General features: G+C 35.6%; 20 protein-coding genes. 16 read left to right on the forward strand and 4 right to left on the reverse strand.

Going from position 1 to position 25,664, the window contains the following annotated elements; all coding sequences use genetic code 11:
- Positions 1-235: 235 nt before the first annotated feature.
- On the reverse strand, positions 236-1,351 hold the full coding sequence (locus Q4496_RS16365) for a polysaccharide lyase family 7 protein (protein WP_303610841.1): 1,116 nt from the start codon (positions 1,349-1,351) through the stop codon (positions 236-238).
- A 367-nt stretch (positions 1,352-1,718) separates the two neighbouring features.
- Here Q4496_RS16365 and Q4496_RS16370 point away from each other — a divergent pair, with 367 nt between their 5' ends.
- The 6 genes from Q4496_RS16370 (at position 1,719) to Q4496_RS16395 (ending at position 7,012) form a co-directional block, all read left to right on the forward strand.
- Positions 1,719-2,516, forward strand: a complete 798-nt coding sequence (locus Q4496_RS16370; protein ID WP_303601828.1) for a DUF3450 domain-containing protein — start codon at positions 1,719-1,721, stop codon at positions 2,514-2,516.
- A gap of 13 nt (positions 2,517-2,529) precedes the next feature.
- Positions 2,530-3,939, forward strand: a complete 1,410-nt coding sequence (locus Q4496_RS16375; RefSeq protein ID WP_215974552.1) for a MotA/TolQ/ExbB proton channel family protein — start codon at positions 2,530-2,532, stop codon at positions 3,937-3,939.
- Positions 3,940-3,942: 3 nt separating this feature from the next.
- Positions 3,943-4,470 carry a MotA/TolQ/ExbB proton channel family protein gene (locus tag Q4496_RS16380; RefSeq protein ID WP_159819812.1) on the forward strand — a complete coding sequence of 176 codons (528 nt, stop codon included), beginning with the start codon at positions 3,943-3,945 and terminating at the stop codon, positions 4,468-4,470.
- A 71-nt stretch (positions 4,471-4,541) separates the two neighbouring features.
- Positions 4,542-4,952, forward strand: coding sequence for a biopolymer transporter ExbD (locus tag Q4496_RS16385; RefSeq protein WP_215974551.1), 411 nt, complete (start codon positions 4,542-4,544; stop codon positions 4,950-4,952).
- 83 nt (positions 4,953-5,035) lie between these two features.
- Positions 5,036-5,605 (forward strand): energy transducer TonB, encoded by a 570-nt coding sequence (locus Q4496_RS16390; protein WP_215974628.1) that lies wholly within the window; start codon positions 5,036-5,038, stop codon positions 5,603-5,605.
- A 60-nt stretch (positions 5,606-5,665) separates the two neighbouring features.
- Entirely contained in the window at positions 5,666-7,012 is a 1,347-nt protein-coding gene (locus Q4496_RS16395) for a hypothetical protein (RefSeq protein WP_215974550.1), read from the forward strand.
- Between the two features lie 577 nt (positions 7,013-7,589).
- Here Q4496_RS16395 and Q4496_RS16400 read toward each other — a convergent pair.
- The gene (locus Q4496_RS16400) at positions 7,590-7,892 is read right to left on the reverse strand and encodes a DUF6172 family protein (protein WP_215974549.1); all 303 of its coding nucleotides are present in this window, start codon (positions 7,890-7,892) and stop codon (positions 7,590-7,592) included.
- A 172-nt stretch (positions 7,893-8,064) separates the two neighbouring features.
- Positions 8,065-8,520: a methylglyoxal synthase gene (locus Q4496_RS16405; protein WP_215974548.1), complete on the reverse strand. Its 456-nt coding sequence runs from the start codon at positions 8,518-8,520 to the stop codon at positions 8,065-8,067.
- Between the two features lie 366 nt (positions 8,521-8,886).
- Between Q4496_RS16405 and Q4496_RS16410 the strand changes: the two genes are divergently transcribed.
- From Q4496_RS16410 to Q4496_RS16425, 4 genes are all read left to right on the forward strand, one after another.
- Positions 8,887-11,070: an OsmC domain/YcaO domain-containing protein gene (locus Q4496_RS16410; protein ID WP_215974547.1), complete on the forward strand. Its 2,184-nt coding sequence runs from the start codon at positions 8,887-8,889 to the stop codon at positions 11,068-11,070.
- A gap of 231 nt (positions 11,071-11,301) precedes the next feature.
- Complete coding sequence (locus Q4496_RS16415) at positions 11,302-11,793, forward strand: hotdog fold domain-containing protein (RefSeq protein WP_303610849.1); 492 nt, start codon at positions 11,302-11,304, stop codon at positions 11,791-11,793.
- 265 nt (positions 11,794-12,058) lie between these two features.
- Positions 12,059-13,657 (forward strand): cation:proton antiporter, encoded by a 1,599-nt coding sequence (locus tag Q4496_RS16420; protein ID WP_303610842.1) that lies wholly within the window; start codon positions 12,059-12,061, stop codon positions 13,655-13,657.
- A gap of 450 nt (positions 13,658-14,107) precedes the next feature.
- A complete protein-coding gene (locus Q4496_RS16425; RefSeq protein ID WP_215974545.1) occupies positions 14,108-16,045 on the forward strand; it encodes a hypothetical protein in 1,938 nt (645 codons plus the stop codon).
- 217 nt (positions 16,046-16,262) lie between these two features.
- On the opposite strand, the gene Q4496_RS16430 is transcribed toward Q4496_RS16425, so the two are convergent.
- Positions 16,263-18,062 (reverse strand): ATP-binding protein, encoded by a 1,800-nt coding sequence (locus tag Q4496_RS16430; protein ID WP_303610843.1) that lies wholly within the window; start codon positions 18,060-18,062, stop codon positions 16,263-16,265.
- 684 nt (positions 18,063-18,746) lie between these two features.
- On the opposite strand from Q4496_RS16430, the gene Q4496_RS16435 reads away from it, so the two are divergent.
- The 6 genes from Q4496_RS16435 (at position 18,747) to arsJ (ending at position 25,432) form a co-directional block, all read left to right on the forward strand.
- The gene (locus Q4496_RS16435; protein WP_215974543.1) at positions 18,747-20,576 is read left to right on the forward strand and encodes an SLC13 family permease; all 1,830 of its coding nucleotides are present in this window, start codon (positions 18,747-18,749) and stop codon (positions 20,574-20,576) included.
- Positions 20,577-20,754: 178 nt separating this feature from the next.
- Positions 20,755-21,576 (forward strand): metalloregulator ArsR/SmtB family transcription factor, encoded by an 822-nt coding sequence (locus Q4496_RS16440; protein WP_303601823.1) that lies wholly within the window; start codon positions 20,755-20,757, stop codon positions 21,574-21,576.
- A gap of 40 nt (positions 21,577-21,616) precedes the next feature.
- A complete protein-coding gene (arsB, locus tag Q4496_RS16445; protein WP_215974541.1) occupies positions 21,617-22,627 on the forward strand; it encodes an ACR3 family arsenite efflux transporter in 1,011 nt (336 codons plus the stop codon).
- Between the two features lies 1 nt (position 22,628).
- Positions 22,629-23,135, forward strand: a complete 507-nt coding sequence (locus Q4496_RS16450; RefSeq protein WP_215974540.1) for a dual specificity protein phosphatase family protein — start codon at positions 22,629-22,631, stop codon at positions 23,133-23,135.
- Positions 23,136-23,165: 30 nt separating this feature from the next.
- The gene (locus Q4496_RS16455) at positions 23,166-24,188 is read left to right on the forward strand and encodes an ArsJ-associated glyceraldehyde-3-phosphate dehydrogenase (protein ID WP_303610844.1); all 1,023 of its coding nucleotides are present in this window, start codon (positions 23,166-23,168) and stop codon (positions 24,186-24,188) included.
- A gap of 14 nt (positions 24,189-24,202) precedes the next feature.
- Positions 24,203-25,432 (forward strand): organoarsenical effux MFS transporter ArsJ, encoded by a 1,230-nt coding sequence (arsJ, locus tag Q4496_RS16460; protein ID WP_303610845.1) that lies wholly within the window; start codon positions 24,203-24,205, stop codon positions 25,430-25,432.
- Positions 25,433-25,664 lie beyond the last annotated feature (232 nt).

Below are 25,664 nucleotides of genomic sequence, written 5' to 3' on the forward strand. Positions count from 1 at the left end.
TTTTCTTGGTCGAAAGATCGGATCGTGGAACGGGCACTTAGTTCAATTTAATTAATTCTTATCCCGAGCTGAGGTTAAGTAATAAACTATTAAAACGACTGCACGAGCAACAAAGTTTAATTTCTCAATTTAATAGTTAAATAATATTGAATTACTTTTCGATTAAGGGGGAACGTATGATCCCCCTTATGATTAAAGCAACTTTAAAGTAAAATTCAGTTAGGATAATGTACTATTATCTTGGATTAGTAGAGTCGCTAAGCACTAATGAACTAAAAGAAACTTGCGTATAATCTCCATTAGCTTTATCTGTTTTCCAATCTCCCGTTCCTAAACAAGCTGCATACCACAGACCAGGAGCATCTTTAGTGCTACATTGATTATAAGCACCGGCTTTAAAGTATAACCAGTCGCCAGTATAGCCCCACTTATTATCTTTGGGATCTATCTCACCGTTTGCATCAACATTGTTTGCTAAATTTACATTGTAGTTAACTGTTGGTTTACCTGGCGCAGTAAAAGTTAAATACATAATGTTTTCATGTACATTAATGGTATAGCTGAATTCTTCTCCTAGTGCGATACCATTATCGCCAGGCTCATTTGAATTTTCCCAGGTATTTCCCCAAACAGGAAAAGCAATATCCGTTCTGTTAGGATCATTTTTAGCTAGGTTTCTTTCATAGTTCCAAAAAACAGAGCCTTTTTCATGATTTGGCCATTTTTTATAATAAATTTTTATCGGTTCATTACCGGCACCAAACCCTAAGTTTTTTGCTTGTAATGCTTTATCTTTTCCTGCATGAATTTGTCCTACAACAACGGAATAAGCTGCAGGTTTATTAATATTCTTAGCTCTTAGTGCAACATGATCAACTTTTAAGGTAGCTGTCATTTTCCCGCCTACAGCACCAAAACGTTCAGACAATGGGTGGGCTGCAATAGCAAAATTGTTACCAGGATAACTTGTTTTTATTTTAGTGTTACTCCCACGAAGCATTTGGCGTAATTCGCTACGAGTATTACTAGAGTTGGCAGTAGTTATGGCTTTATTTGGCGCCGTAAAAACCATATAACCTTCTTCATCAAGATAAAAGAAGTCTGGATGCGAATAGCTTTGCATCTTTTTTACTGAAATTTCATCAATTTTTCCATCATTGTTTGAATCAAGTGGCACATTCATTTTCCAATGAGATAAATCAAATTTATCAGCAGGAATAGTAGCCGTTGTTTTAGGAGTAAAACTAGATTGTTCACTTTCTCCATTACTTGCACATGACATCAGCATGACAACAGAAATAGGTATAGCAGTTAAGGATAAAATAGTTTGCCTTACTCGAATGTTATTCATAATGTTCTCTTAAATTATTTATATTTGATTCTTTATAAAAGAATAATGATGATGTAAATAGCATTGTTATATTTACAATCTCCCCTCTTACTCTTTATTACTTTTTGGTTTACCAACCTACCATACCAACTAGGTATACCAATTTCAATATTATCAAACGAAACAGTACATTATTTAGTCGTAAACCCTAAGTAAACAAAATGAACCATAAAAAGTATACGTCATGACTGTTGAACATTCTTCTACTTAGTAATTCATAAAAGTGAAACATTACTGAAACCTAACTGTCACATTTCCATAACTTAACTGTCATATTTCTTGGGTAGACTTTGTCACAATTATTTTATGACAAGATATAGGTAAATACATGAAGTTATCACACCTTGCCAAAGCAAGCTTATTGCTTAGCTTTAGTGCTAGCAGCCTGCTACATACAAGTGCTATCGCGAATGAAAACAACCAATCTCAACGACTAGATGAAGTGGTTGCTGCCGGACAACAAATTAATCAGTCTGCCGTTAACTCTCAGTTAAAAGTAAATGGCCTTACAGAGCAAGTTCAGACTAAGTTACAACAATTTAATACTGTAACGAAAGAGCTAGACGGTTTAAATGTATATAACTTACAAATGCAACTTCAATTAGACAATCAAGTAGCCGAATTAACTCAGCTGGCTAAGTCTATGGAAGAAGTCAGTGTTATTGAACGCCAAATATCACCTCTAATGGCGCGCATGATTTCTACATTAGAAAGTTTCGTACAACTTGATGTTCCTTTTCTCCCTGAAGAGCGTAGTAAAAGACTTAATGATTTAAATGACATGATGGTACGTGCTGATACTTCAGTTGCTGAAAAATTTCGTCGTGTTTTAGAAGCTTACCAAATTGAAGTTGATTATGGGCGTACTATTGAATCATACAGTGGTCAATTGACAGTTGATAACCAACAAATGGATGTCGACTTTTTACGGGTAGGGCGTGTTAGTTATATTTATCAAACACGTGATGGAAGTCGTTTGGGTCAATGGGATCAAGCAAGTGGCCAATGGCAAACACTTTCACAAGATTATCGTTTAGGTGTAAATAAAGCACTTCGTATTGCACGTAAACAACTAGCACCGGACTTAATCATGGTGCCATTGACCAACACACAAGCCAAGCTATAGCAGAGTATCAAACATGACTATTATTAATACTGTTAAATCGTTAACAACTTTTAGCAAACAAGCAATAACGGCTGTAACGCTTTCATTAACGCTGGCAAGCGGAGCAAGTATGGCGCAACAAGCGACTAATCTTGATGATTTATTAAGTCAGCTAGAACAAGGAAAAATTGCGCAATCTAAACAAAATAAAGATAGAGAAGCTGAATTTAAAGCAAAAGTGAATCAACAACAAGCAATGCTTAATGATATTAAAAAGCAAAGAGATTCAGCGATTGCCTTAAGTGGTGAATTAGAAAAAACATTTGCTGATAATGAAATTCAATTAGCGAATAAAACGGAAGCACTTGATAAGCGCTTAGGTGAATTAAAAGAGTTATTTGGCGTACTGCAACAAGTGTCAGGTGATACTCGTAGTAAATTTCAAACATCTGTTATTTCGGCCCAAATTCCTGGTCGTGGTGAGTTTTTAGATCAATTTGCGCAAAGTATGGGATCTACTAGTAAGTTAGCGTCAATTGAAGAAATAGAACGTTTGTGGTTTGAACTACAACGTGAAATGACACAAAGCGGTAAAATAAGTACGTTTAATCGTGAAGTCGTTTTAGCTAATGGCGAACGTACCATGACAGACGTTACACGTGTTGGCGGATTTAACTTAGTTGCTAATGGTAAATATTTAGAATATATCGATGAAACAGGCAGTGTTGCTGAGTTAATTAGACAACCCGCTAACCGTTATTTATCAACAGTTGATGCGTTAACAACAAGCAAAGAAACAACCGCTTTTGCGTTAGACCCAACAGGCGGTTCAATTTTAAGTTTACTTGTGCAAGCACCAGACACACGAGAGCGTATCGACCAAGGTGGTGTTGTTGGTTATATCATTCTTGCTATTGGCGCAGTTGGTTTATTAATCGCGTTAATACGTTTAATTAGCTTGGTATCTGTAGGCGCTAAAGTTAATCGTCAACTTAAGTCTGATGTTGCGTCAAATGACAATCCGTTAGGCCGTGTTATGCAAGTAAAAGACGATAATCCTGGTTTAGATACTGAAACATTAGAATTAAAACTGTCTGAATCAATATTACGTGAGTTACCTAAGTTGTCTAGCATGCTAACGCTTATTAAAATTATCTCAGTCGTTGCACCGTTAATCGGTCTACTTGGTACGGTAACCGGTATGATTAATACGTTCCAAGCGATTACCTTGTTTGGTACAGGAGACCCTAAATTAATGGCAGGTGGTATTTCTCAAGCCTTAGTTACAACGGTTCTTGGCTTAGTTGTTGCGATTCCAATGGTATTCATATTCGCTTACCTAAATAGTCGTAGTAAAAATATCATCAATATTTTACAACAAGAAAGCACCGGTATAATTGCTCAGCGCTCTGAAAATGCAGAGTTAGCAGGGCAGGGAGCATAAAACGTGATTGCCTTAACCGAAATGTTCGACGCTATTGTAGAGTTTATGGATACGGGCGGGCAGGTATTAACCGTTATTGGCTGTGTTATTTTCATTATGTGGTTAATGATCTTTGAACGATTTGTATTTATCTCACTAAGTTATAAAAGTGTGAAAAAGCATTTGCTTAGTACATGGGAAAGCAGAGCAGATCAAACGTCATGGAACAGTGAGCAAATTAGAACGGCATTAATTTCACGTGGTGCAACTAAGTTAAATCGAAATATTAGCTTAATTCAGTCATTGGTTGTGCTATGTCCGCTTCTAGGTTTACTAGGCACAGTGACCGGTATGATTGAAGTTTTTGATGTAATGGCTATTTCAGGTAGTGGCAATGCTCGTTCAATGGCTTCAGGTGTATCAAGAGCAACGATACCAACAATGGCCGGTATGGTTGGCTCTTTATCAGGTGTTTTCACCGTCGCCTGGATTAAACGAAATGCTAAGAAAGAAACCGAGTTATTAGCTGATTCTTTAACAGCAAATCATTAAACAAAAAGAAAGTTACGTACTAGTTAATGATTATTGGCTAGTACCATACAGATAAACTATTAGGAAAAATCATGCGTCACTTAAATAAAATGATACAAGCGCAGGAAGAAAAAGAAGAAATAGATATGACTCCAATGTTGGATGTAGTGTTTATTTTACTTATTTTCTTCATCGTTACTGCCTCTTTCGTTAAGGAAGCTGGTATTGATGTTAATCGTCCAGAAGCAGCTACAGCTGTTAAGAAAGAGCGCGCCAATATACTCGTTGCTATTAGTGATAAAGGCGACATTTGGATCAATAAACGTAAAGTTGATATTCGCAGTGTGCAAGCCAATATTGAACGATTAAAAGCTGAAAACCCGCAAGGTACTGTTGTTATTCAAGCTGATAAGAAGGCAACAACAGATACTTTAATTAAGGTTATGGATTCAGCGCGCGCCGCTGGTGTGTTTGACGTATCGATTGCTGCGCAAGAAGCCTAGTAAACGTTGGAGAGTGTTAAGTGACTACAATAATTGTGCGCAGTGGTGTTCGATATGTTATCGCAGGTGTACTGGCGCTAAGTATGACCTTTTTATTATTTTGGGGAATGCAGAACCTTATTGCTGGCGGTAATGATGTTATGTCAGAGCCAGTAAAAGGTAATGTGCTAGATTTTATTCGTTTGAAAAAAGATGAGTCGGTTGTTAAAAAAGAACGAAAAGTACAAAAGCCCGCAAAACCTAAAGAGCCACCACCGCCAATGACAACACCTCCTATGCAGCAGAGTAACCCTAATGCAAACGCGACTAAAAGTAGCTTTGCTGCTGATATTCAAGCTGATATCGGGTTATCAGGTGGTTTGAACTTAGATAGTGGTGATGGAGATTATTTACCTATTGTAAAAGTTGCCGCGGTTTATCCACGTCGAGCGCAAGCACGAGGTATTGAAGGTTATGTAATTGTTGAATTTACCGTGACTAAAACAGGGGCTGTAACAAACCCAGTTGTAGTGCAAGCCGAGCCTGAAGGTGTGTTTGACCGAGCAGCCTTAGATGCGGTGGTTAAGTTCAAATATAAACCACGTGTTGTTGATGGTGTCGCAATGTCAGTGGCAGGGGTCCAAAATAAAATTAGTTTTGAGATCGACGGATAAATCAAACTTCACAAGAAAAGTAAGTTTATTTTTAATATTTAAATAAAAAGGAGAGTTAAAATGAAAGTTTCCTTATTTTTAGCTTCAACATTAGGTTTGGTGACATTTTTATCATCAAGTCAGGTAATGGCTAACGAAAATAATTCAGCCAACACTAAACAAGAAGCTAAACAAGAACATAAAAGTTACCGTGAAAGTAAAAAAGTTCCAGCGATGAGAAACCGTGTTTACACGCAACTTGCGCGAGCACAAAAACTTGCGGATGAAGGCGATATACCCGCAGGAATAGCTGTGTTAGCTGAAGTGGAAGAGCGTGTTGATAGTTTAAATAGCTACGAACAAGCAATGTTATATAACTTTTATAGCTTTATGCATTACGCCAATGATGATGTTGAAAATGCGATTATTAACTTTAATAAAGTGATCCGTGACGAAAGTTCAATTCCGGATAGTTTGCTTATTTCAACACGATTTTCACTTGCGCAATTATCGATGCAAAACCAAGATTATACTTCGGCATTAACACATTTAAAGGCTTGGCAAGAAATTAATTCAAAGCCACTAACTTCGAGTCAAGAAATGTTATTTGCTCAAGTTTATTACCAAGATAAACAATTTGTTGATAGCTTAATGCATATTGAAAATGCCATTAAAATAGCTGAACTAGATAATAAAATACCTAAAGAAAATTGGCTTATTCTAAAACGTGCCACTCACTATGAGTTAAATCAGCCTAAACAAGTAACCGAAGTGATGGAACAACTTGTACGTTTATACAGCAAGCCTGAATATTGGTTACAGCTTGCAGGTATGTATGGTGAAATTGGAGAAGAAGATAAGCAAGTTGCGGTAATGGAAGCGGCTTATCAAGCAGGCTATATTATTAAATCAAATGATATTATGACACTTGCACAATTATACCAATTTCATGGCGCGCCTTTTAAAGCTGCGAAATTATTAGACGAAGCCATTGAACAAGGTAACGTAGTTGCACAAGAAAAAAGTTTAGACTTACTTTCTCGTGCATATTTAGGTGCTAAGGAAACAATGCAAGCTATTAAAACCCTACAACAATTAACAGAGTTAGCTGATGACGGTAAATATGATGCGTTACTTGCGCAAACATATTTAAATGCTGAAAAATGGCAACAAGCCATTAACGCTGCAGATAAAGCAATTACAAAAAGTAAAAGTGAAGAATCAGCGGCTTACTTAGGTAATATGTACCTTGCTAAAGGTATGGCAAACTTTAATTTAAAAGAATTTGATGCATCTTTGGCGGCTTTTGAGCAGGCAGAAAAATTACCTAAAATTAAAAAAACAGCACAGCAATGGGCTAAATATGTTGCACGTGAACAAGACGCTTTTCAAAGACAACAGGAAATGCGTTTAGCTATGCTTAATTAGTATAGAGAATAGGTTTTGTTTAACCTCCCTTTTAAGCGCCTTTAGGCGCTTTTTTTTATTATGTATATTCCTGAGATTTTTTTGTGCGATTTTTGCATTCTATTGTCATATTCTATATGTCACATCATATACTTCATAGGCCATTAAATACAAAATACTTGGTTATTCCTGTATGTCTTATTTAGTTATTCCATAGGTCTGTTGATAAGTGATCCCGTGCGCGTGGTTGAATAATACGTGAGACCTTGAATCAAGTGCAGGGTGTTTGCTCGATTAGTCATTCTGTAGATCGCTTGATACGTAATCTCATACGCATGGTTGAACAAAACCGAGGTTATTAATCAAGTTTAGAATGATGACGAGGTGTTCAGGGGATTTCGTCATTCCGTAGATCGCTTAATACGAAATCTCATGCGTGTGGTTGAATAATACATGAGATTTTGAATCAAGTTCAGAATGACGGGTTTTACTCAGGTATGACCAAAATTTTTTATGAGGAAATCGAGGTTAAGGGGATTACTAAACTCAAAATGACGAGAATTCTAGTTCAAAAATGCTCGCCATCAATTCAAGTGTTCTATTCTTCGTCTTCAATTGGCTTTGATGTTCTTACTGCCGGTTTTGCGATAATTTCTAGGTAGAAACTTTCCAGTTCATGTTGTGCAGCATCATCAATACACTTATTCAGTGTAGACATATGAACAACATCGGCTACCTCTTTAGTGTGACCATATTTACAATCAAAGTCCCAGAAGTCAGCGTCATCAGGTAGTTTTTTATTGCGTTCTCTTTTAATGTACTTTTTTACTTCGTGCTTAATTGCATCAATAAGTCTTGCTGGCTTAATTGTTTTATGAGTTAATAAAAATGTTTTTTTCATTGGGTACCTTGGATCGACTATATATTTTAATATTTGGTTAGCGAGCTAATCCAAATGTAGATGTACAGTATACCATAGCGCAATTTTGATGCTATTTTACTATAGAGCCTGTCATAAATAGATATTAACATGAAAAGGGCGCTACCTGATATGAAAAAAGTACTAATGACTGTTAGGTTCTTCTTGCTAAATAGCCTTTATAGTCAGGTATACGAGCATGATAAACTTTATCAAGGTGATATGAGTCTAGAATAAAGTCTGCCGTTGCTAAATTTGTTGCTACCGGGATATTCCAAACTGCGGCTAGTCGCAATAAGGCTTTTACATCAGGATCATGCGGTGCAGCATTCATTGGGTCCCACAAAAAAATAAGTATGTCTATTTTTCCTTCGGCTATTTTAGCACCCAGTTGTTGATCGCCACCCATTGGGCCAGATAATAGACTCTCAATAGGTAATTTCAATTTTTGTGAAAGCAGAGTGCCTGTGGTGCCTGTTGCATAAAGTTTGTGACTTTTTAATATATCTATTCTCACTTCCGCCCAATCGAGTAGTGATTCTTTCATATGGTCATGTGCAACAAGCGCTATATGTTTATTTTGCGCTAATTCGCGTGTTGTATATTCCATAACTGTCCTAATGCTTTGCTAAAAAACTGTAATTAATTTAATAGATAGTAACATCTTGAACTTTTTATTCTAGCGCTAATAATAATTCTGTCGATGAATTAAAAGTTAACGGCTGCTAATGGTATACTTTACCCTATAAGTAATCACTAATTAAACGAGCAAGTAGTTAACGTAGGTTGATTCGACGCGTATAATATTTATTTATACAAACATTGAGTCAATTTATATTATGACTTAAGGCTAATATAGCCAAAAATCCAATAATTACACTCATCAATATTAAGATGCTAAATAGTTTCGGTGAATCCTCATAAGTTGAGACGATCCAAACACTTTTATTACAACATTAAAATATGGAAACGTTTCATGGAAATCAAAGTTAATTTTCTCGACAACCTTAGATTAGAAGCTAAGTTTGATGACTTTAGTGTCATTGCTGATCAACCTATTCGTTACAAAGGAGATGGCTCAGCTCCTGGTCCTTTTGATTATTTTCTTGCATCATCAGCGCTTTGTGCTGCTTATTTTGTTAAAGTTTATTGTTCGTCGCGTGACATACCAACTGAGAATATTCGTTTATCACAAAACAATATTGTTGATCCTGAAGATCGCTACAATCAAATATTTCAAATTCAGGTGGAATTACCCGAGAGTATTTCTGATCGAGATAAAAAAGGTATTTTACGCTCTATTGACCGATGTACAGTAAAAAGAGTTGTACAGTCGGGACCTGAATTTAAAGTGGAAGCGGTTGAGAGTTTAGAAGAAGATGCTCAGGCAATGTTAATGGGGCAGCCAACTGGTGATAGTAGCACTTACATTTTAGGCAAAGATTTACCACTTGAGCAGACCATTGAAGATATGACGGGCATTCTGGCTGATTTGGGTATGAAAATAGAAATTTCTTCATGGCGAAATATTGTTCCTAATGTGTGGTCTTTACATATCAGAGATGCAGCTTCTCCTATGTGCTTTACCAACGGCAAAGGGTCAACAAAAGAAAGTGCACTTTGTTCAGCATTAGGTGAGTTTATCGAACGTCTTAATTGTAATTTCTTCTATAACGATCAATTTTTAGGTGAAGAAATTGCGAATAGTGATTTTGTTCATTACCCCAATGAAAAATGGTTTAAAGCGGCAGAAAATGATGCCTTACCTGAGGGAATTTTGGATGATTATTGTTTAGGTATTTACAACCCTGAAAATGAGCTACGTGCGTCAAATTTAATTGATACTAACTCAGGTAATGTTGCGCGCGGTATTTGTTCTATTCCTTATCAACGTCATAGTGACGGTGAAACGGTTTATTTTCCTTCTAATTTAATTGAAAATTTATTTTTAAGTAATGGTATGAGCGCGGGTAATAATTTAGCTGAAGCGCAAGTACAGTGTTTATCTGAAATTTTTGAACGTGCGGTCAAAAGACAAATTATTGAACAAGAAATTGTCTTACCGGATGTACCACAACAAGTGCTTGAGAAATATCCAAGTATTTTAGCGGGCATTAAAGGCCTTGAAGAGCAGGGTTTTCCAGTTGTTGTTAAAGATGCCTCTTTAGGTGGACAATTTCCTGTTATGTGCGTGACCTTAATGAACCCGAAAACAGGCGGTGTGTTTGCGTCATTTGGTGCACATCCAAGTTTTGAAGTAGCATTAGAGCGAAGCTTAACTGAATTGTTACAAGGGCGAAGTTTTGAAGGATTAAACGATGTGCCAAAGCCAACATTTAATAGCATGGCAGTGTCTGAACCGGAAAATGCGGTTGAACACTTTATTGATTCTACAGGGGTTATTTCTTGGCGTTTCTTTAGTTCAAAATACGATTACCAATTTTGTGAATGGGACTTTTCTGGCACAAATGAAGAAGAGTGCGGTAGCTTGTTTGCTATTTTAAAAGCACTGGGTAAAGAGGTTTATATTACTGTCTTTGATCAACTAGGTGCTACCGCATGTCGCATGTTAGTTCCTGACTATTCAGAAGTGTATCCGGTTGAAGATCTTATTTGGGATAACACCAATAAAGCATTAGATTATCGTGAAGATATTTTAAACCTTCATGTGCTAAGTGATGATGCATTACAAGATTTATTTGAACGTTTAGAAGATAGCCAACAAGATAACTACATTGATATTCGCACTTTAATTGGCATTGAATTTGACGAAAATACCGTGTGGGGACAGTTAACTATTCTTGAACTGAAAATTCTTATTTGTCTTGCGTTAGGCGCATTGGAAGATGCCCTTGATTTAGTCGGGGAATTTTTACAGTACAATGATAACACGGTTGAACGTGGTTTATTCTATCAAGCAGTACATGCGGTACTCGAAGTTACGTTAGATGATGAATTAGAATTAGATGATTTTATTACTAATTTTAATCGTATGTTTGGTGAAGAAAATATGAGTAATGTTGTTGGGTCAGTGTTTGGTGAAATCAGATTCTTTGGTTTAACTAAAACGAGCATGAAACTCGAAGGTTTAGATAAACATTTAAGATTGATTGAAAGTTATAAAAAACTTCATCAAGCACGAAGCTTAAAAATAACGTAAGTTAACCATAAGGATAATTTAACTGCTTAATTTCTTGCCGACCTATAACTGTTATTTGTTGGCAGAATTAATATTGCATGGAAGCAATATTTTACTATCAAGCAAAGTATCTTTAATGTTTATACAATGAATGAAACCTAAACAATTTTCCTGTATATAAAGCTGGTTGAGTTTTGGTAAATTAATGCTAAACTCATCCGACCAGGTAAAGATAAAACAGGAAAATTTATGATGGCGCAAAACACCACAACTAACGCTACTCAAGCTAAACCCACTAAAGTTATGGCGCTATACAATAGAGTGACGCGTTGGCCAATGGGGAAGAAGTTATTCTCTATGATGGTTGCTCGTATGGCTCCTTATTTTAGTACCATCAACCCTTTAATTACTGAGCTAAAACCCAACTATTGCGAATGCTATATCAAAAAACGCAACAAGGTTCATAATCATATAAAAACGGTACATGTTATTGCTATTTGTAACGGGTTAGAAATGGCGATGGGTGTTATGGCTGAAGCTTCTATTCCTAAACATTTACGGTGGATCCCTAAAGGTATGTCGCTAGACTATACTGCCAAGGCTGGTTCAGATATACGTTGTGTAGCACAAGTAGAGCCTGAGCAATGGCAAGTCGGTGATCTTCTTGTACCTGTTACCGCTTATGACAGCAATGATGTTGTGGTAGTACAAGGCCATATAAAACTTTGGATTTCTGAAAAGTAAAGATTTTAAGTGCTATATTTCAGCAAAGCTGATTACCCTATCAAACATAACGAAACGAATTTTTTTGATTACTGCATAAAAAAATTATAGATTTGAAATAACATGCTGATATATCATGTTATTTCAAATTTTTTATTCTGGTGTGCAATACGCTTAATCGTTTGTAGTACAACCAATTATAATATCCACACTACCTTTGCTGTTTTAACTATTCAATTGTTTCATTTGTAGTAGGCGAGACATGAGGTTTATTTAAGGAAGTATAATGGACTCACTACTCGTTATTATTACTATCTCATTAGCACTAGCAAGTGTCTTAAATATAGTATTAACTCGGTTTTCCATCTCTCATATTATTGGCTATATAATTACAGGCACTATCGTTAGTTTTATTTTCGATTTTAACGGTAGTGAAGACCTAGAATCACTCGATTTAATTGGTGAATTTGGTATTGTATTCCTTATGTTCACTATTGGTTTAGAAATGTCTTATTCTAAACTTCACAAGATGAAGCATTTGATATTTTATAATGGTTTTATGCAAGTCGCTTGTAGTTCCCTTACTATTTTTGCTTTAGCTCATTATGTGTTTTCATTAGATACTATTTCATCTGTCATTATCTCTCTTTCTTTTAGTTTATCGTCAACGGCTATCGTACTGCCGTATTTGAAAAAGTCTAAAGATATTGTAACGCCATACGGAGAAAAGTCTGTAGCCATTTTAGTTTTTCAAGATTTAGCCGTTATTCCAATTTTGCTATTAATGAGTTTTCTAGCCAATAATGAAATGTCGATGACTGATATTCTCTTAAAGACCTTTCTTTATGCGACGGCTATCATCGTTTTTATGTTTACTTTAGGTAAAAAAATTATTGGCTGGTTACTGCATTTTTCTTCCACCGCAAAAATGGAAGAATTGTTTTTAAGTTCTGTTTTTACCATCGTTATTGGTGCTTCATTATTGGCGCATGAGCTCGGTTTTACTTACTCTTTAGGTGCTTTTATTGCCGGAATGATTATTGCTGAAACTAACTTTCATATTAAAGTTGAGTCAGATATTTCTTCCTATAAAGATTTATTGTTAGGGGCTTTTTTCTTCTCTATCGGTACCAAAATTGATATTTTTTATTTTGCCAGTAACTTATATCTAGTGCTAGGTATACTCTTGTTGGTGATGATTATTAAAGCCGTTCTTATCTATTTTATTATTAGAAAAAGCGCCAATAAAAGTGATGCAATAAAGTCTGCATTAGCTTTATGTCAAATAGGGGAGTTCTCTTTCGCAATTTTTGCCTTGGCTGTCCACCAAAATATTTTAGATAGTGAACTGGGAAATTTTCTTATATTGATTACTGTGTTATCTATGTTGGTAACCCCATTTATGATTAATAATATCTACAAAATAGCATCGCTGTTTGTGGTTGAGTTTTTTGAAGCCGATAAAATAGCACCGGTAAATGTGCGCAATCATACGATTGTTTGTGGTTTTGCTACATTAGGAAGAATTGTTGCCAAAGAGTTAGCGAGCAAAGATATTGATTTTTTAATTATTTCTGACAACTTACAGCATGTCTTATTAGCTAGAAAACGAGGATACAATGCTTACTTTGGTCATCTTGATAAGCGAGTAGTGCTTGAATCACTTAAAGTAGAGCTATCTAAAAGCATTATAGTGACTGTTCATACATTAAAAGGTAAACAGTTAATTTGTGAAGCAGTATTAGAATATTGCCCAGAAGCCAATTTGATTGTGCAAGTAAATACGCTTGAGGAAAAAGTAGTTTTATCTGAGTTAGACATAAAATCATTTGTCCATGCTCATCATGAAACAGCTGTTTTATTAGTAAAAGAAAGTTTAGTTTAGTCAAAATATAAAACACCCAAAATGTAATATGTTAATATTGTTCTTTGGGTGTACACTGCATTGTCCATATATACTGTAAGCGCTAAAGCACTATTATTTATTTTCAATTTAGCATTTAGAATTAAGATTCGTCTCCCATATTGCTTAACCTCAGTTCAAATTAGCTATATTTTTAATTAAATAACGTAAATAATCTGCTCTCGGATTAATAAATCTTCCTCTAGTCGCTATTCCCCCTATCATCATCTGGTCAAAATATAACGTCATCATGAAATTTGGTTTACCAATTTTATGATTTTTTATTGTTTGTATTTTATTATTGGTTGACAATTTGGTAATGCGCTGTGATTATAGTTGTCAGTGTTTTAATTAAAACCAATCTTATTTATTGGTTTGGTTTTATACTTATAACTACAAGAAATTAAAATAATTTGTACGGGGATATCTATAATGAAAACCAAATTGTTAATAGCAATGACGAGCGCTTTAGCATTAAGTGCATGTAAAAGTGATTATGAACTACCATCAAGTGGTAACTCTTTAGGAAGTGTTGCACTTTCTGGCGATGCTATTATTGGTTCAACATTATCTGCTAATATTACCGAAGGTAATGGTTTTGAATCAGGTAATGTTACCTATACTTGGCTACTTGATGGCGTTGCCATTAGTGGTGCTTCATCAAGTTCTTATACTGTTACATCTACTGATGAAGGTTCAAAAATTTCATTAAGCGTGAGTTATGTTGATAATGATGGTTATAGTGAGATAGCAACCTCATCACTAACTGAAACTGTAGAATTTCCAGCAGTACCGAGTGAAGGCACAGTCGAGATCACAGGTGATGCTTATATAGGTTTTGAATTAACAGCACAAATTATCGATGATAACGGATCTGGTGATACTCCTATTACCTACACATGGATGGCGGATGGTGTTGCCATTGCTGATGCAGACGAAGCTACTTACATGGTAACAGCTGCTGAAGAAGGAAAAACTATTTCTGTGGCTGTAAGTTACCTAGATAATGATGGTTTTGAGGAAGCTTCTACTTCGTATCCAACAGCCGCTATTATCGAAAAACCTGCTGATGTTATTACTTCTAAAGTTGCATCAATTACGGACACTATGGACGACGATGCAGGAGAATTAAGATATAAACATGACTCAACTATTGAAGCAGGTATGCTTACTGTTTCATTTGCAAAAGATGAAGTTTTGACCGCAGATGGTAGCGCTAAAGAAGCTTATATTGCTTTATATGGCAGCTCAACTTCAACAGCCGCAGCGATAGTTGATTTAAGAATAGGTAATGGCACTTATACTATACGTAATAGTGATATTGCCGTGACGTCAACATTTACACCAGGTGAATGGATTGACGTTGAGATGACTTGGGATGCCTCAAGCGCAAGTGAAAGTGTCGCACCGTTAGTAACTGTTTCTATTAATGGTAGTGCTATTACTACTGAAGCTTTTACTTCTGTTTCTGAAGACCTTGCGTCAGTAATGGATGGTGCTAAAACAGTAGTATTTAAATTAGGTGATACTGGTTCTGTAGTAACAGGCGCTTATTTAGTTGATGATTTTACTCTGTATTCTGATATTCCAGGCACAACAGTTGCTTATTCAGATGATTTTGAAGGCTATGAAGTCAATAGCTCATTAGATACTGATAATAGTGCATCACCTTATGATTCAAGTACCGCTGATGCATTTGTGGTTGAAGTGATTAGAGCAGGTACTAGTGAGCCAACAGAGCCTGAAGCCCCATCTACCACGCGTGGTAAATTTGCATCAATTACTGATACTATGACCGATGATGCAGGTGAATTACGATATAAAGGATCAATGTTAGCGGCAGGTAAATTAACAGCGTCATTTAATAAAGCCGAAGGTGATGAAAAAGATGCTTACATTGGCTTGTATGGTAACTCAACCAGTGTTGCTGATGCTGTTATTGATCTAAGAATTAAAAACGGTGTTTTTGAAATTCGTAATAACGAAACGATTCTTAGTGCAGTAACCTTTGAAACTGATAAATGGCATGATGTTGAAATAACGTGGGATTCATCAAGCACTACCGAAGTTACAACCTTGACACTTGCTATTGATGGCGAAATGTTTGGGCCATTCTTATCCGCAACAACGGAAGCGTTAGATTTAACCGCTGATGGTGTATCAACTGTTGTATTTAAATTAGGTGATAACGGTGGTGTCGCATCAACCGCTTTTTTAGTGGATGATATTAAACTTTATTCTGATACAGAAGCTACAGTAGAAGTTTTCTCTGATGATTTTGAGGGCTACTCAGTTGGTGATTCATTAGCTGCAGATAATTCAGCTTCGCCTTATAATTCGAACTCAGCCGAGGTTATTGTTGGACAATAACTAGCGAGCAGAATAGCTAGGCATTAGCTAATAATTACACATACAAAAATAGCGCTCATTTTAGCGCTATTTTTTTGTCTATTATTTGGTGCAAAGGCTATGTTTAGTGAGTTAAGTAAGCATAGTTTAATAGACCATGCTGATTATCTAATTAGTACAATCGAACATTAAATTATTGCTTTAGCTTGATGTCGAATATGGCGTTAGTTAATTTGGATTACCCTTCATTATTCAATGGTAAAATTAATGAAAAAACGCTGCCCTTATTTAGCTCGCTAGTTACACTGACAGTACCTTTATGCGCTAAAGCAATATGTTTTACAATAGATAAACCTAAGCCTGTCCCACCTAATTGTCGACTACGTGCTTTATCTACACGATAGAAGCGTTCAAATAGTCTAGATAAATGCTCTTCAGGAATCCCACTGCCTTGGTCCGCAACGTTGATCTTAATATCATTATTTTCTTTAATAATAGTAATGTTTATTTCACTATTACCATTACTGTATTTAATAGCATTGTTTAATAGATTAATAATTGCTTGTTCTATTAATGACGAATTATGTTTAAAGCTTATATCTTCTGCATTATTTAATATGATGTTGATATTTCTTTTTAGTGCTTTGTCTTTACAAAGGAAAATAGCATTGCTTATTGCTAAGGTGACTGATTCATCAACAAAGTCTATTTCATCAACCTCTGTTTCTTTTTCTATTTTAGATAATGTCAGTAAGTTTTCTATAATCCCTTCTAAACGAATAGAGTGGGTATGTATCACACCAATAAAATAGCAGCGTTTTTCTTGATCTAACTCTGGAAACTCTATTAAGGTTTCAGAAAGGCCTTGGATAGCGGTAAGTGGTGTTCTGAGTTCGTGCGATACGTTAGCAACAAATTCTTTTCTTTGTAATTCGAATTCTTTTAACTTTGTTATGTCGTTAAATACAACAAGGGTACCACACTTGTTTTTGTGTATATCAAGTAGCGGAGCTGATTGAGCAAACAGAACTTGTTCATGTGTATTTTCATTATGAATAATAATTTCTTGCCCAACTGGAGAGCTCTGTTGTAGCGAAAATACAATCAAGTTATATAGTTCACTGTTATCTATTGTGTTTTTTAACTTACAGCCTTCTATATTTTTTTCTCTTATTTTTAAAATGTTATAGGCTGCTTGGTTAATACTGATAATTTTTTCATTACTATCAACCGCAACAACGCCTTCAACCATACTTGAAAATACCGCTTCTTGTTCGTTTCTTTGATTGAGGATTGTTTCAATACGTTGATTTAATTCAATGGCAATTTCATTAAATGCTTGTCCTAATTGTTCAGACTCAAGAGAATCATTAGAGCCTAATTGTACACGGCTTGAAAAATCACCTTTAGCTAACCGTTGTGCTTGTATTTTTATCATTTCAAGCGGCCTCACTAAAGATTTTGACATCCACCAGCTAGCAAAAACAGTAATAACTGTGAGAATAATAAACCCTATAGATATTTTATAATAAATTATCCATAGCGCATTTTGTAATGTATCTAAAGGCGTTGATGTTCTGATAAAGCCAATAAGGATATCTTGTTCAATAATGGGCATGGCAAAATTCATGGCATCTGTTGATATAGTATCACTGTACCTTATTGCTAAACCTTTTCCTGTCATGAGTGCTTGTTCTATTTCTGGACGACCTATGTGATTGTCCATTATTTTTGGTGACTTTTTATTATCACCCAGCACTAATCCTGAAGGGAGAATAATGGTTATTCTGGTAAATGAATCATCACCTAATTGTTGCGCTTTATTTTGAATTTCTGGATAGCGTTTAGCTTGAATAAGTCGAGAGAATTCAGGTGCTAATATTTTGGCTCTAATTTCTAAATCTAAAGCTCGCTCTTGATAATAGAATGATTTAAAGGACCAAAGCGCAATCATTACAATAGCGAGTAATGAAATAAATGAGATGCTTAGAAAAGAGGGATATAATTTCCAAAAAAGAGTTTTGCGTTTTATTGTCATTGTATATTCGTTAGTGGTTATTTGTTGTTATTGTTAGTTGTTAAAATGAAATATTACATTCACTAGTAGGCTATAAAATATGAACATTAGAAATAAGGGCAAAGGAAAAAGCTTGGTTCAATACGTAAATTGTAAAGTGATGTAGGTTACAAATCTTGCATTTCAACAGTATGATCTTTCAGCTTTTCTTATATTATATTTTTAATACAAACTAAGGTGTTAACTATTATACTCATTATGTACTAAACAGAGCGCAGTTTAAAATACTCAATGCCGTTATCGCCGTTAATCTCAGGATATTTAAAAACGTACTGCCGTAACAGTCATAATAAACTCCATAAACATGCAAGTAAAACCTACCAATAGTAAGGCTATTATTGCTGTTAGATTACCTAACAGTTATTTTTCCCTTACTTCATCGTTAAATTTACTTGTAATAGACTAGCTAGTGACGCGAAATTTGCTTTGAATTAAGAAAAATTATCAAGTTAAAGTATAAAATATAGTTATATTATTAATAATTTCAATAAATTAAAAACATCTTAAACTGAGTTCAGGTTAAGTATATACTTGATCCAGAAGGTATTATAAAGTATTTATAACAAATAAAATTTATTTTAAATTTACCCCTTATAGCGTCATTAGCGTTCACGCTACCTAATTTAATCAACTTGGTATTGCCCATTGAATATTCCTGACCTACCTAATTATCATGCATTAGCGATCTTATTGATCACCGTACTAGCGTTATATCTATTTCGTCGTGACAGCATACCTCTAGAAACATCATCATTAGCTGTTATTGCAATTTTATGTGTGATGTTTTCAGTGTTTCCTTTTTATATTGATGGTGAACATTTTGAACCAAGTACTTTGTTTTTTGGTTTTGGCCACGAAGCGCTGGTGACAGTTTGTGCATTGATGATTATTGGTCATGGTATTGTGCGAACGGGAGCTTTAGAGCCTATTGGGCGATATTTAGCTAAACTGTGGAAGATTAGCCCAGCATTGTCTTTATTATTGACACTTATCCTTGCTGGCGTATTAAGTGCTTTTATCAATAACACACCCGTTGTTGTTCTCTTATTACCTATTTTGATCAGTGTTTCATTACGTAATAAAACAGATGCTTCTCCAATGTTATTACCTATGGGCTTAGCAACATTGGTAGGTGGTATGGCTACAACTATAGGCACCTCAACAAACTTATTAGTGGTTAGTATTGCAAAAAACATGGGGTCAGTTGAGTTTGGATTATTTGATTTTGTTCAGCCTGCACTTATTGCTTCTCTAGTCGCTATCATCTATTTATGGTTAATTGCCCCTAAGCTATTACCAAGTAGAACACCGTTAATGCCTGATACCTCGCCACGCTTATTTAGTGCATACCTTAATATTAGTGAAGAAAGTAATGTAAACGAAAAAACCATTGCTGAAATAATTGCGATGACTGATGGTCAACTTAAAATAGAAAGTATTCAGCGAGGAAAGGATAATCGTAATATTATTCCTTTACCTGATACGATACTTAAAGTTGGTGATAGGTTAAAAGTGCATGACTACCCTGATCGCTTAAAAGAATTTGAGACAGTATTAGGCGCTACGTTATTCTCAGGGTTACATAAAGTTTCTGACGAGCATCCATTAAAAGCTGATGAACAAACATTAGCTGAGATTGTGATTATTGCTGGCTCTGGCATAGAAGGGAAAACGTTACAGCAAGCGCATTTTATCCAAAAATATGCAATTTCAGTAGTTGCTTTACACCGTGCAGGTAAAGCAATGGAGATAGGGCGTAGTAGTATTGGTGATACTAAACTTAAAATTGGTGATGTATTACTGGTTCAAGGTAAAACAGAACAAATACATTTGTTAAAGTCTAAAAAAGGTTTTTTAACTATTGATGGTGCAGAAGCCTTACCACAAACCAGTAAAGCGCCAATTGCGTTAGGAACGTTATTAGCGGTTGTTGCATCTTCAGCGCTTGGTCTGTTGCCGATTGAAATTAGTTCTATTGTTGGTGTACTTATACTGCTTATGACTAAATGTTTAAATTGGGAAGAAGCTGCATCTGCTTTGAGTACTCAAGTTATTTTAATTGTGGCTGCTTCCCTCGCTTTGGGCTCAGCGATGATGATAACAGGGGGCGCTGAATATATCGCACAGGTTTTTGTTGCTGTATCTTTTGGGCTCCCTCCGGGTGGTGTGATTGCGGCATTGATGTTGTTACTCGCTATTTTAACCAATATTGTATCGAATAATGCTGCGGCAGTTATTGGTACACCCATTGCTATCTCTGTTGCTAGCCAACTCAATCTGCCGGCAGAACCTTTTATCTTAGCTGTTTTATTTGGTGCTAATTTAAGCTATGCAACCCCGATGGCGTATAAAACTAATTTGTTGGTAATGAATGCTGGCGGTTATCAGTTCTCTGACTTTATGCGGGTTGGTATTCCACTAATTTTATTGATGTGGGTAACGCTTTCGTTCTTACTAAGTTTTCTTTATTTGTAATGTACATTTGAGCTGTTAATGACTTAAATATATTTTTATAACAGTAAGTTATGGTCACTTAGATTATAAAACGTAGATGTTTATTATAATATCTACGTTTTTTTTGTGCTCATTTGCTTGTGTATATGAAAAAACATATATACAATTATTTTTATATATTGTGAGTGTAAGATTTAATATGAACAAAAGTAAACGCAGCGTACTTTTTCTATGTACTGGTAATTCAGCGAGATCACAAATGGCAGAAGCGTTGCTTAAGCACAAAGCAGGTGATCAATTTGATATTTTTAGTGCGGGTACACAACCCGAAAATGTCGATGGACGTGCGATTGCAGCATTAAAGCAATTTGGTATTGATCCACCGCAATTAGTCTCTAAAGGAATTGATACATTTGTAGGCCGAGAGTTTGATTTTGTTATTACACTTTGTGATAAAGCCAGCAGTGAATGTCGGGATTTTCCTGATGCAAAACAACAATATGCCTGGGACTTTCCAGACCCTAAAAACCGTTTAGGTAATGCACCATTTACAGTGACTTTAAATGAGTTAAGTCGTCGTTTGTCTATGTTTCTAATCATGGAAGGAGCGAGTGTTGAAGAGAAGGTCAGCAACAACACAGAGCTTAGTGAAACAGAAGAAAAAACGCTGCGTTTAACACCGATTGATTTTTATAAAAACCTGACAGATGAAATCCGAATGAAGGTCTTAATGTTATCGCATTATCATGGTGAATTATGTGTCTGTGAAATAATGGAAGCTTTAGCTGAAGATAGTCAGCCTAAGGTATCTCGTAATTTAGCACTATTAAGAAAATCTAATATTTTGAGTGCTCGAAAACATGGTCAATGGGTGTTTTACCGAATTAACCCTGAACTTCCTCATTGGGCAAAAGCGGTTATAGCAGAGACAACGGAAAATAATACACATCTTTTCCAGGATGCAAATTTACGATTAACTAAAATGCAAAGCCGACCGAATAAAGCTACTTTTTGTAAGTAAAATTGTGCGAAGTAAAAATTAAATTTAAGGATATATTTTAATGGGTATTTTTGAGCGTTATTTATCATTTTGGGTAGCTATTAGCATGCTTTCTGGTGTGTTGTTAGGGTTATGGCAACCAGAGGTATTTCAGCTTATTGCTAACGTTGAAATAGCGCATGTTAATATTGTGGTAGCTATTTTTATTTGGGTGATGATTTACCCAATGATGGTGCAAATTGATTTTTCAGCAATAAAAGATGTAGGTAAAAACCCAAAAGGGTTAGTTCTAACCGTGATAATTAATTGGTTGATTAAACCCTTTACTATGGCAGGTTTAGGTTGGCTTTTCTTTAATGGTTTATTTGTTGATTTAGTCGATCCTGAATCTGCACAGGAATATATTGCGGGTATGATTTTACTTGGTGTTGCGCCATGTACTGCCATGGTGTTTATTTGGTCGCAATTAACAAAAGGTGATCCAAACTATACCTTAGTACAAGTATCAGTGAATGATGTCATTATGATTTTCGCTTTTGCGCCAATATCGGCATTATTACTTGGGGTGAGTGATATTGAAGTACCGTGGGAAACCTTATTTATCTCAGTGGTCCTTTACGTGCTATTACCGTTAGTTGCCGGTATTTTAACTCGCCAAAAATTAAATAATAGTGAGAAATCACTGACGCACTTTCTATCAACAATGAAGCCTTGGTCAGTTATTGGATTGCTCGCTACGGTAGTATTATTATTTGGCTTTCAAGCCAATACAATTATTAATGAGCCTGAAACCATTGGCTTAATCGCTATTCCATTAATGATCCAAACTTACGGTATCTTCATTATTGCTTATATCGCTGCTATATGGATGAAGCTGCCTCAAAATATTGCGGCACCAGCCTGTTTAATTGGTACTTCAAACTTTTTTGAATTAGCTGTTGCGGTTGCCATTTCACTGTTTGGTTTACATTCAGGGGCTGCGCTTGCAACCGTCGTTGGGGTGTTAGTGGAAGTACCCGTAATGCTCTCCTTAGTTTATATCATTAATCGGACACAACATTGGTTTAAATAAAATGATTAAGAAAACACTATGCTTAACACATCCTTTTGATACGTTACCGTTAGATAATGGCGCTCAACTTATTTTTACTCCTTGTCCGGGCACAAAAGAAGCAGATTTAGTCGCATCTATTGCCACGCTTAAAAATGCGGGTACTAATTTACTTATTACCTTGATGTTTGATGAAGAAATGGAAAGAAATGCAGTACTTTCTTTACCTGAAGAGTGCAACAAGCAAGGTATACAATGGTTACAATTGCCTATTTTAGATGACGCTGAACCAAATCAGGCATTTGAAACACAATGGCAGGTTCATAAAGCTAACATCATAAAGATAATAAATAACAAAGGAGTTATTGCGGTCCATTGTAAAGGTGGCTCTGGCAGAACAGGTTTAGTTATCGGATTAATACTGTTAGCCCTAGGTTGGTCTCATGAAAAAATTATTTCTGAGGTACAAAAACTCAGACCGACATCATTAAAAAACTTGAAGCAATTAAATTACTTTAATTCATATTAAATATTCTTGTTCTTATTTTAGGAAAAAACGATGACACTTAAAATTGGTATTAATGGCTTTGGCCGTATGGGACGTTTATCGATGCGGGCTGCATTTGATTGGGATGATGTAGAAATTGTTCATATTAACGATCCTGCAGGTGATGCGGCAACATTAGCGCATTTAATGACTTTTGATTCAGTTCATGGTCGCTGGTGTCATGAAGCGACGAGTAAAAAAACAGTGAATGGCGAGGAAATGATCATAAATGGCAAAGCGATCCCTTGTACACAAAATAAAATAACACAAGAGACTGATTGGTCAAAATGTGATGTTGTTATTGAAGCTTCAGGTAAAATCAAAACGAAAGCTTTATTACAAGCTTATTTAGATCAAGGCGTTAAACGTGTAGTTGTTACAGCGCCGGTAAAGGAAGAGGGAGTGTTAAATGTTGTAATGGGAGTTAATGATCACTTATACAATAAAGAAATTCATTCTATTGTAACGGCTGCATCATGTACCACTAATTGTATAGCCCCTGTCGTTAAGGTTATTCACGAAAAGATAGGCATTAAGCATGGTTCGATTACCACTATTCATGACATAACGAATACGCAAACTATTATTGATGCGCCGCACAAAGACCTACGACGTGCTCGCTCATGTGGCACTAGCTTAATTCCAACAACAACAGGGTCAGCAACAGCGATAACACATATTTTCCCTGAATTAAAAGGAAAACTAAATGGTCATGCTATTCGTGTACCGTTAACCAATGCTTCTATTACCGATTGTGTGTTTGAGTTAGAAAAAAATACAACAGTAGAAGCGGTAAATAACTTACTTAAAGAAGCTGCTAATAATGAGCTTAGCGGTATTTTAGGTTATGAAGAACGACCATTAGTTTCTATTGATTATAAAACAGATCCACGTTCAAGCATTATCGATGCTTTATCAACGATGGTCGTTAATAATACTCAAGTTAAATTATATGTTTGGTATGACAATGAATGGGGTTATGCCAATAGAACGGCTGAATTAGCGCGTATGGTCGGATTAGCCGATTTAGCCTAAAGGAATAGTTATTAATGAGTTTTTTATCGTTAAAAACATTAACGCCGCAGATTAAACAATACTTAATGATAACAGGTAATTATTGGGCATTTACCTTAACTGATGGTGCTCTACGCATGCTTGTAGTGCTTTATTTTCATCAATTAGGCTATAGCCCACTAAAAATTGCGATGTTATTTTTGTTTTATGAAATATTTGGCGTGATTACTAATCTTGTTGGTGGTTGGTTAGGGGCAAGGTTTGGTTTAAATAAAACCATGAATATTGGTTTAGCGATGCAAATTGTAGCTCTTGGTATGCTGACAGCTCCGCCAGAAATGTTGACTGTGGTCTATGTTATGATGGCGCAAGCGCTTTCCGGAATAGCGAAAGATCTTAATAAAATGAGCGCTAAAAGTTCGATAAAATTACTGGTTCCTGAAAATGCCGAAAATAAACTATATCAGTGGATTGCTATTCTTACGGGGTCTAAAAATACGCTTAAAGGAGTTGGTTTCTTTTTAGGGGGAATATTATTAACATTAATAGGCTTTAAGGGCGCTATTATTGTGATGGCGCTCTTATTAATAGTGGTTTGGATTTTTAGCCTTTTATATTTAAAAGAAGATTTAGGAAAAGCCAAAAACAAACCAAAATTTACTAAGATATTTTCTAAAAGTGATGCTATTAACCGCCTATCTGCTGCACGAATGTTTTTATTTGGTGCTAGGGATGTGTGGTTCGTTGTTGCTTTACCTGTTTACCTTGCGGCGACTTTTCAATGGGATCATTGGTGGGTTAGTGGCTTTATGGCTTCTTGGGTAATTGGTTATGGTATTGTTCAATCGTTTGCCCCTTACTTTACCGGGAAAAAACAAGGCAAAGTACCTACTGGAAAATCAGCCTGTTTGTGGGCTGTAATGCTGAGTTTATTGCCTATAGCAATAGCGGGTTCATTATATTTTGATTTTTATATTCAGTATTCAATCATAATTGGTTTATTGATTTTTGGTATTGTGTTTGCGATTAATTCATCGCTACATAGTTACCTTATTGTAAGTTATGCTAATAAAGATGCAGTGTCACTTGATGTTGGTTTTTATTATATGGCCAATGCTATGGGGAGGTTAATGGGTACTGTATTATCTGGATGGATGTATCAAGAACAAGGTTTAATTGCCTGTTTAGTCATTTCGACATTATTTGTGAGCATCGCTGCACTTATCTCAAGTAAACTGCCAAATAAAAATGAGCCGACAAGCTAAAATATACTTTATCAGTTCTCAGTTTTCTTATATAAAAAAAGGCCCAAACTATGCTAGTTTAGGCCTAAAAAGTTGGCTCAAAGGGGTTTGAGCCATGCGCTATATTCGTTTACATACGTTACTAAATATTCTAAGCATAAAGTCCAGACCCTGCCTGCTGCGAGCATATACTTTATTTCAGAGAGAGGAAGTAAAATATTTATGTCTGTAAACTGCTATAGTGCTTGAATAA

It is taken from the genome of Colwellia sp. 5_MG-2023 (genome assembly GCF_030547795.1).
Lineage (GTDB): Bacteria > Pseudomonadota > Gammaproteobacteria > Enterobacterales > Alteromonadaceae > Colwellia.

Excerpts from the sequence above, each read along its gene's own strand:
- Q4496_RS16410 (WP_215974547.1), top strand. The coding sequence starts at position 8,887 with ATGGAAATCAAAGTTAATTTTCTCGACAACCTTAGATTAGAAGCTAAG.
- Q4496_RS16365 (WP_303610841.1), bottom strand. The coding sequence starts at position 1,351 with ATGAATAACATTCGAGTAAGGCAAACTATTTTATCCTTAACTGCTATA.
- Q4496_RS16395 (WP_215974550.1), top strand. The coding sequence starts at position 5,666 with ATGAAAGTTTCCTTATTTTTAGCTTCAACATTAGGTTTGGTGACATTT.
- Q4496_RS16385 (WP_215974551.1), top strand. The coding sequence starts at position 4,542 with ATGCGTCACTTAAATAAAATGATACAAGCGCAGGAAGAAAAAGAAGAA.
- Q4496_RS16415 (WP_303610849.1), top strand. The coding sequence starts at position 11,302 with ATGGCGCAAAACACCACAACTAACGCTACTCAAGCTAAACCCACTAAA.
- arsB (WP_215974541.1), top strand. The coding sequence starts at position 21,617 with ATGGGTATTTTTGAGCGTTATTTATCATTTTGGGTAGCTATTAGCATG.
- arsJ (WP_303610845.1), top strand. The coding sequence starts at position 24,203 with ATGAGTTTTTTATCGTTAAAAACATTAACGCCGCAGATTAAACAATAC.
- Q4496_RS16430 (WP_303610843.1), bottom strand. The coding sequence starts at position 18,062 with ATGACAATAAAACGCAAAACTCTTTTTTGGAAATTATATCCCTCTTTT.
- Q4496_RS16390 (WP_215974628.1), top strand. The coding sequence starts at position 5,036 with ATGACCTTTTTATTATTTTGGGGAATGCAGAACCTTATTGCTGGCGGT.
- Q4496_RS16375 (WP_215974552.1), top strand. The coding sequence starts at position 2,530 with ATGACTATTATTAATACTGTTAAATCGTTAACAACTTTTAGCAAACAA.
- Q4496_RS16370 (WP_303601828.1), top strand. The coding sequence starts at position 1,719 with ATGAAGTTATCACACCTTGCCAAAGCAAGCTTATTGCTTAGCTTTAGT.
- Q4496_RS16455 (WP_303610844.1), top strand. The coding sequence starts at position 23,166 with ATGACACTTAAAATTGGTATTAATGGCTTTGGCCGTATGGGACGTTTA.
- Q4496_RS16405 (WP_215974548.1), bottom strand. The coding sequence starts at position 8,520 with ATGGAATATACAACACGCGAATTAGCGCAAAATAAACATATAGCGCTT.
- Q4496_RS16425 (WP_215974545.1), top strand. The coding sequence starts at position 14,108 with ATGAAAACCAAATTGTTAATAGCAATGACGAGCGCTTTAGCATTAAGT.
- Q4496_RS16420 (WP_303610842.1), top strand. The coding sequence starts at position 12,059 with ATGGACTCACTACTCGTTATTATTACTATCTCATTAGCACTAGCAAGT.
- Q4496_RS16400 (WP_215974549.1), bottom strand. The coding sequence starts at position 7,892 with ATGAAAAAAACATTTTTATTAACTCATAAAACAATTAAGCCAGCAAGA.
- Q4496_RS16450 (WP_215974540.1), top strand. The coding sequence starts at position 22,629 with ATGATTAAGAAAACACTATGCTTAACACATCCTTTTGATACGTTACCG.
- Q4496_RS16440 (WP_303601823.1), top strand. The coding sequence starts at position 20,755 with ATGAACAAAAGTAAACGCAGCGTACTTTTTCTATGTACTGGTAATTCA.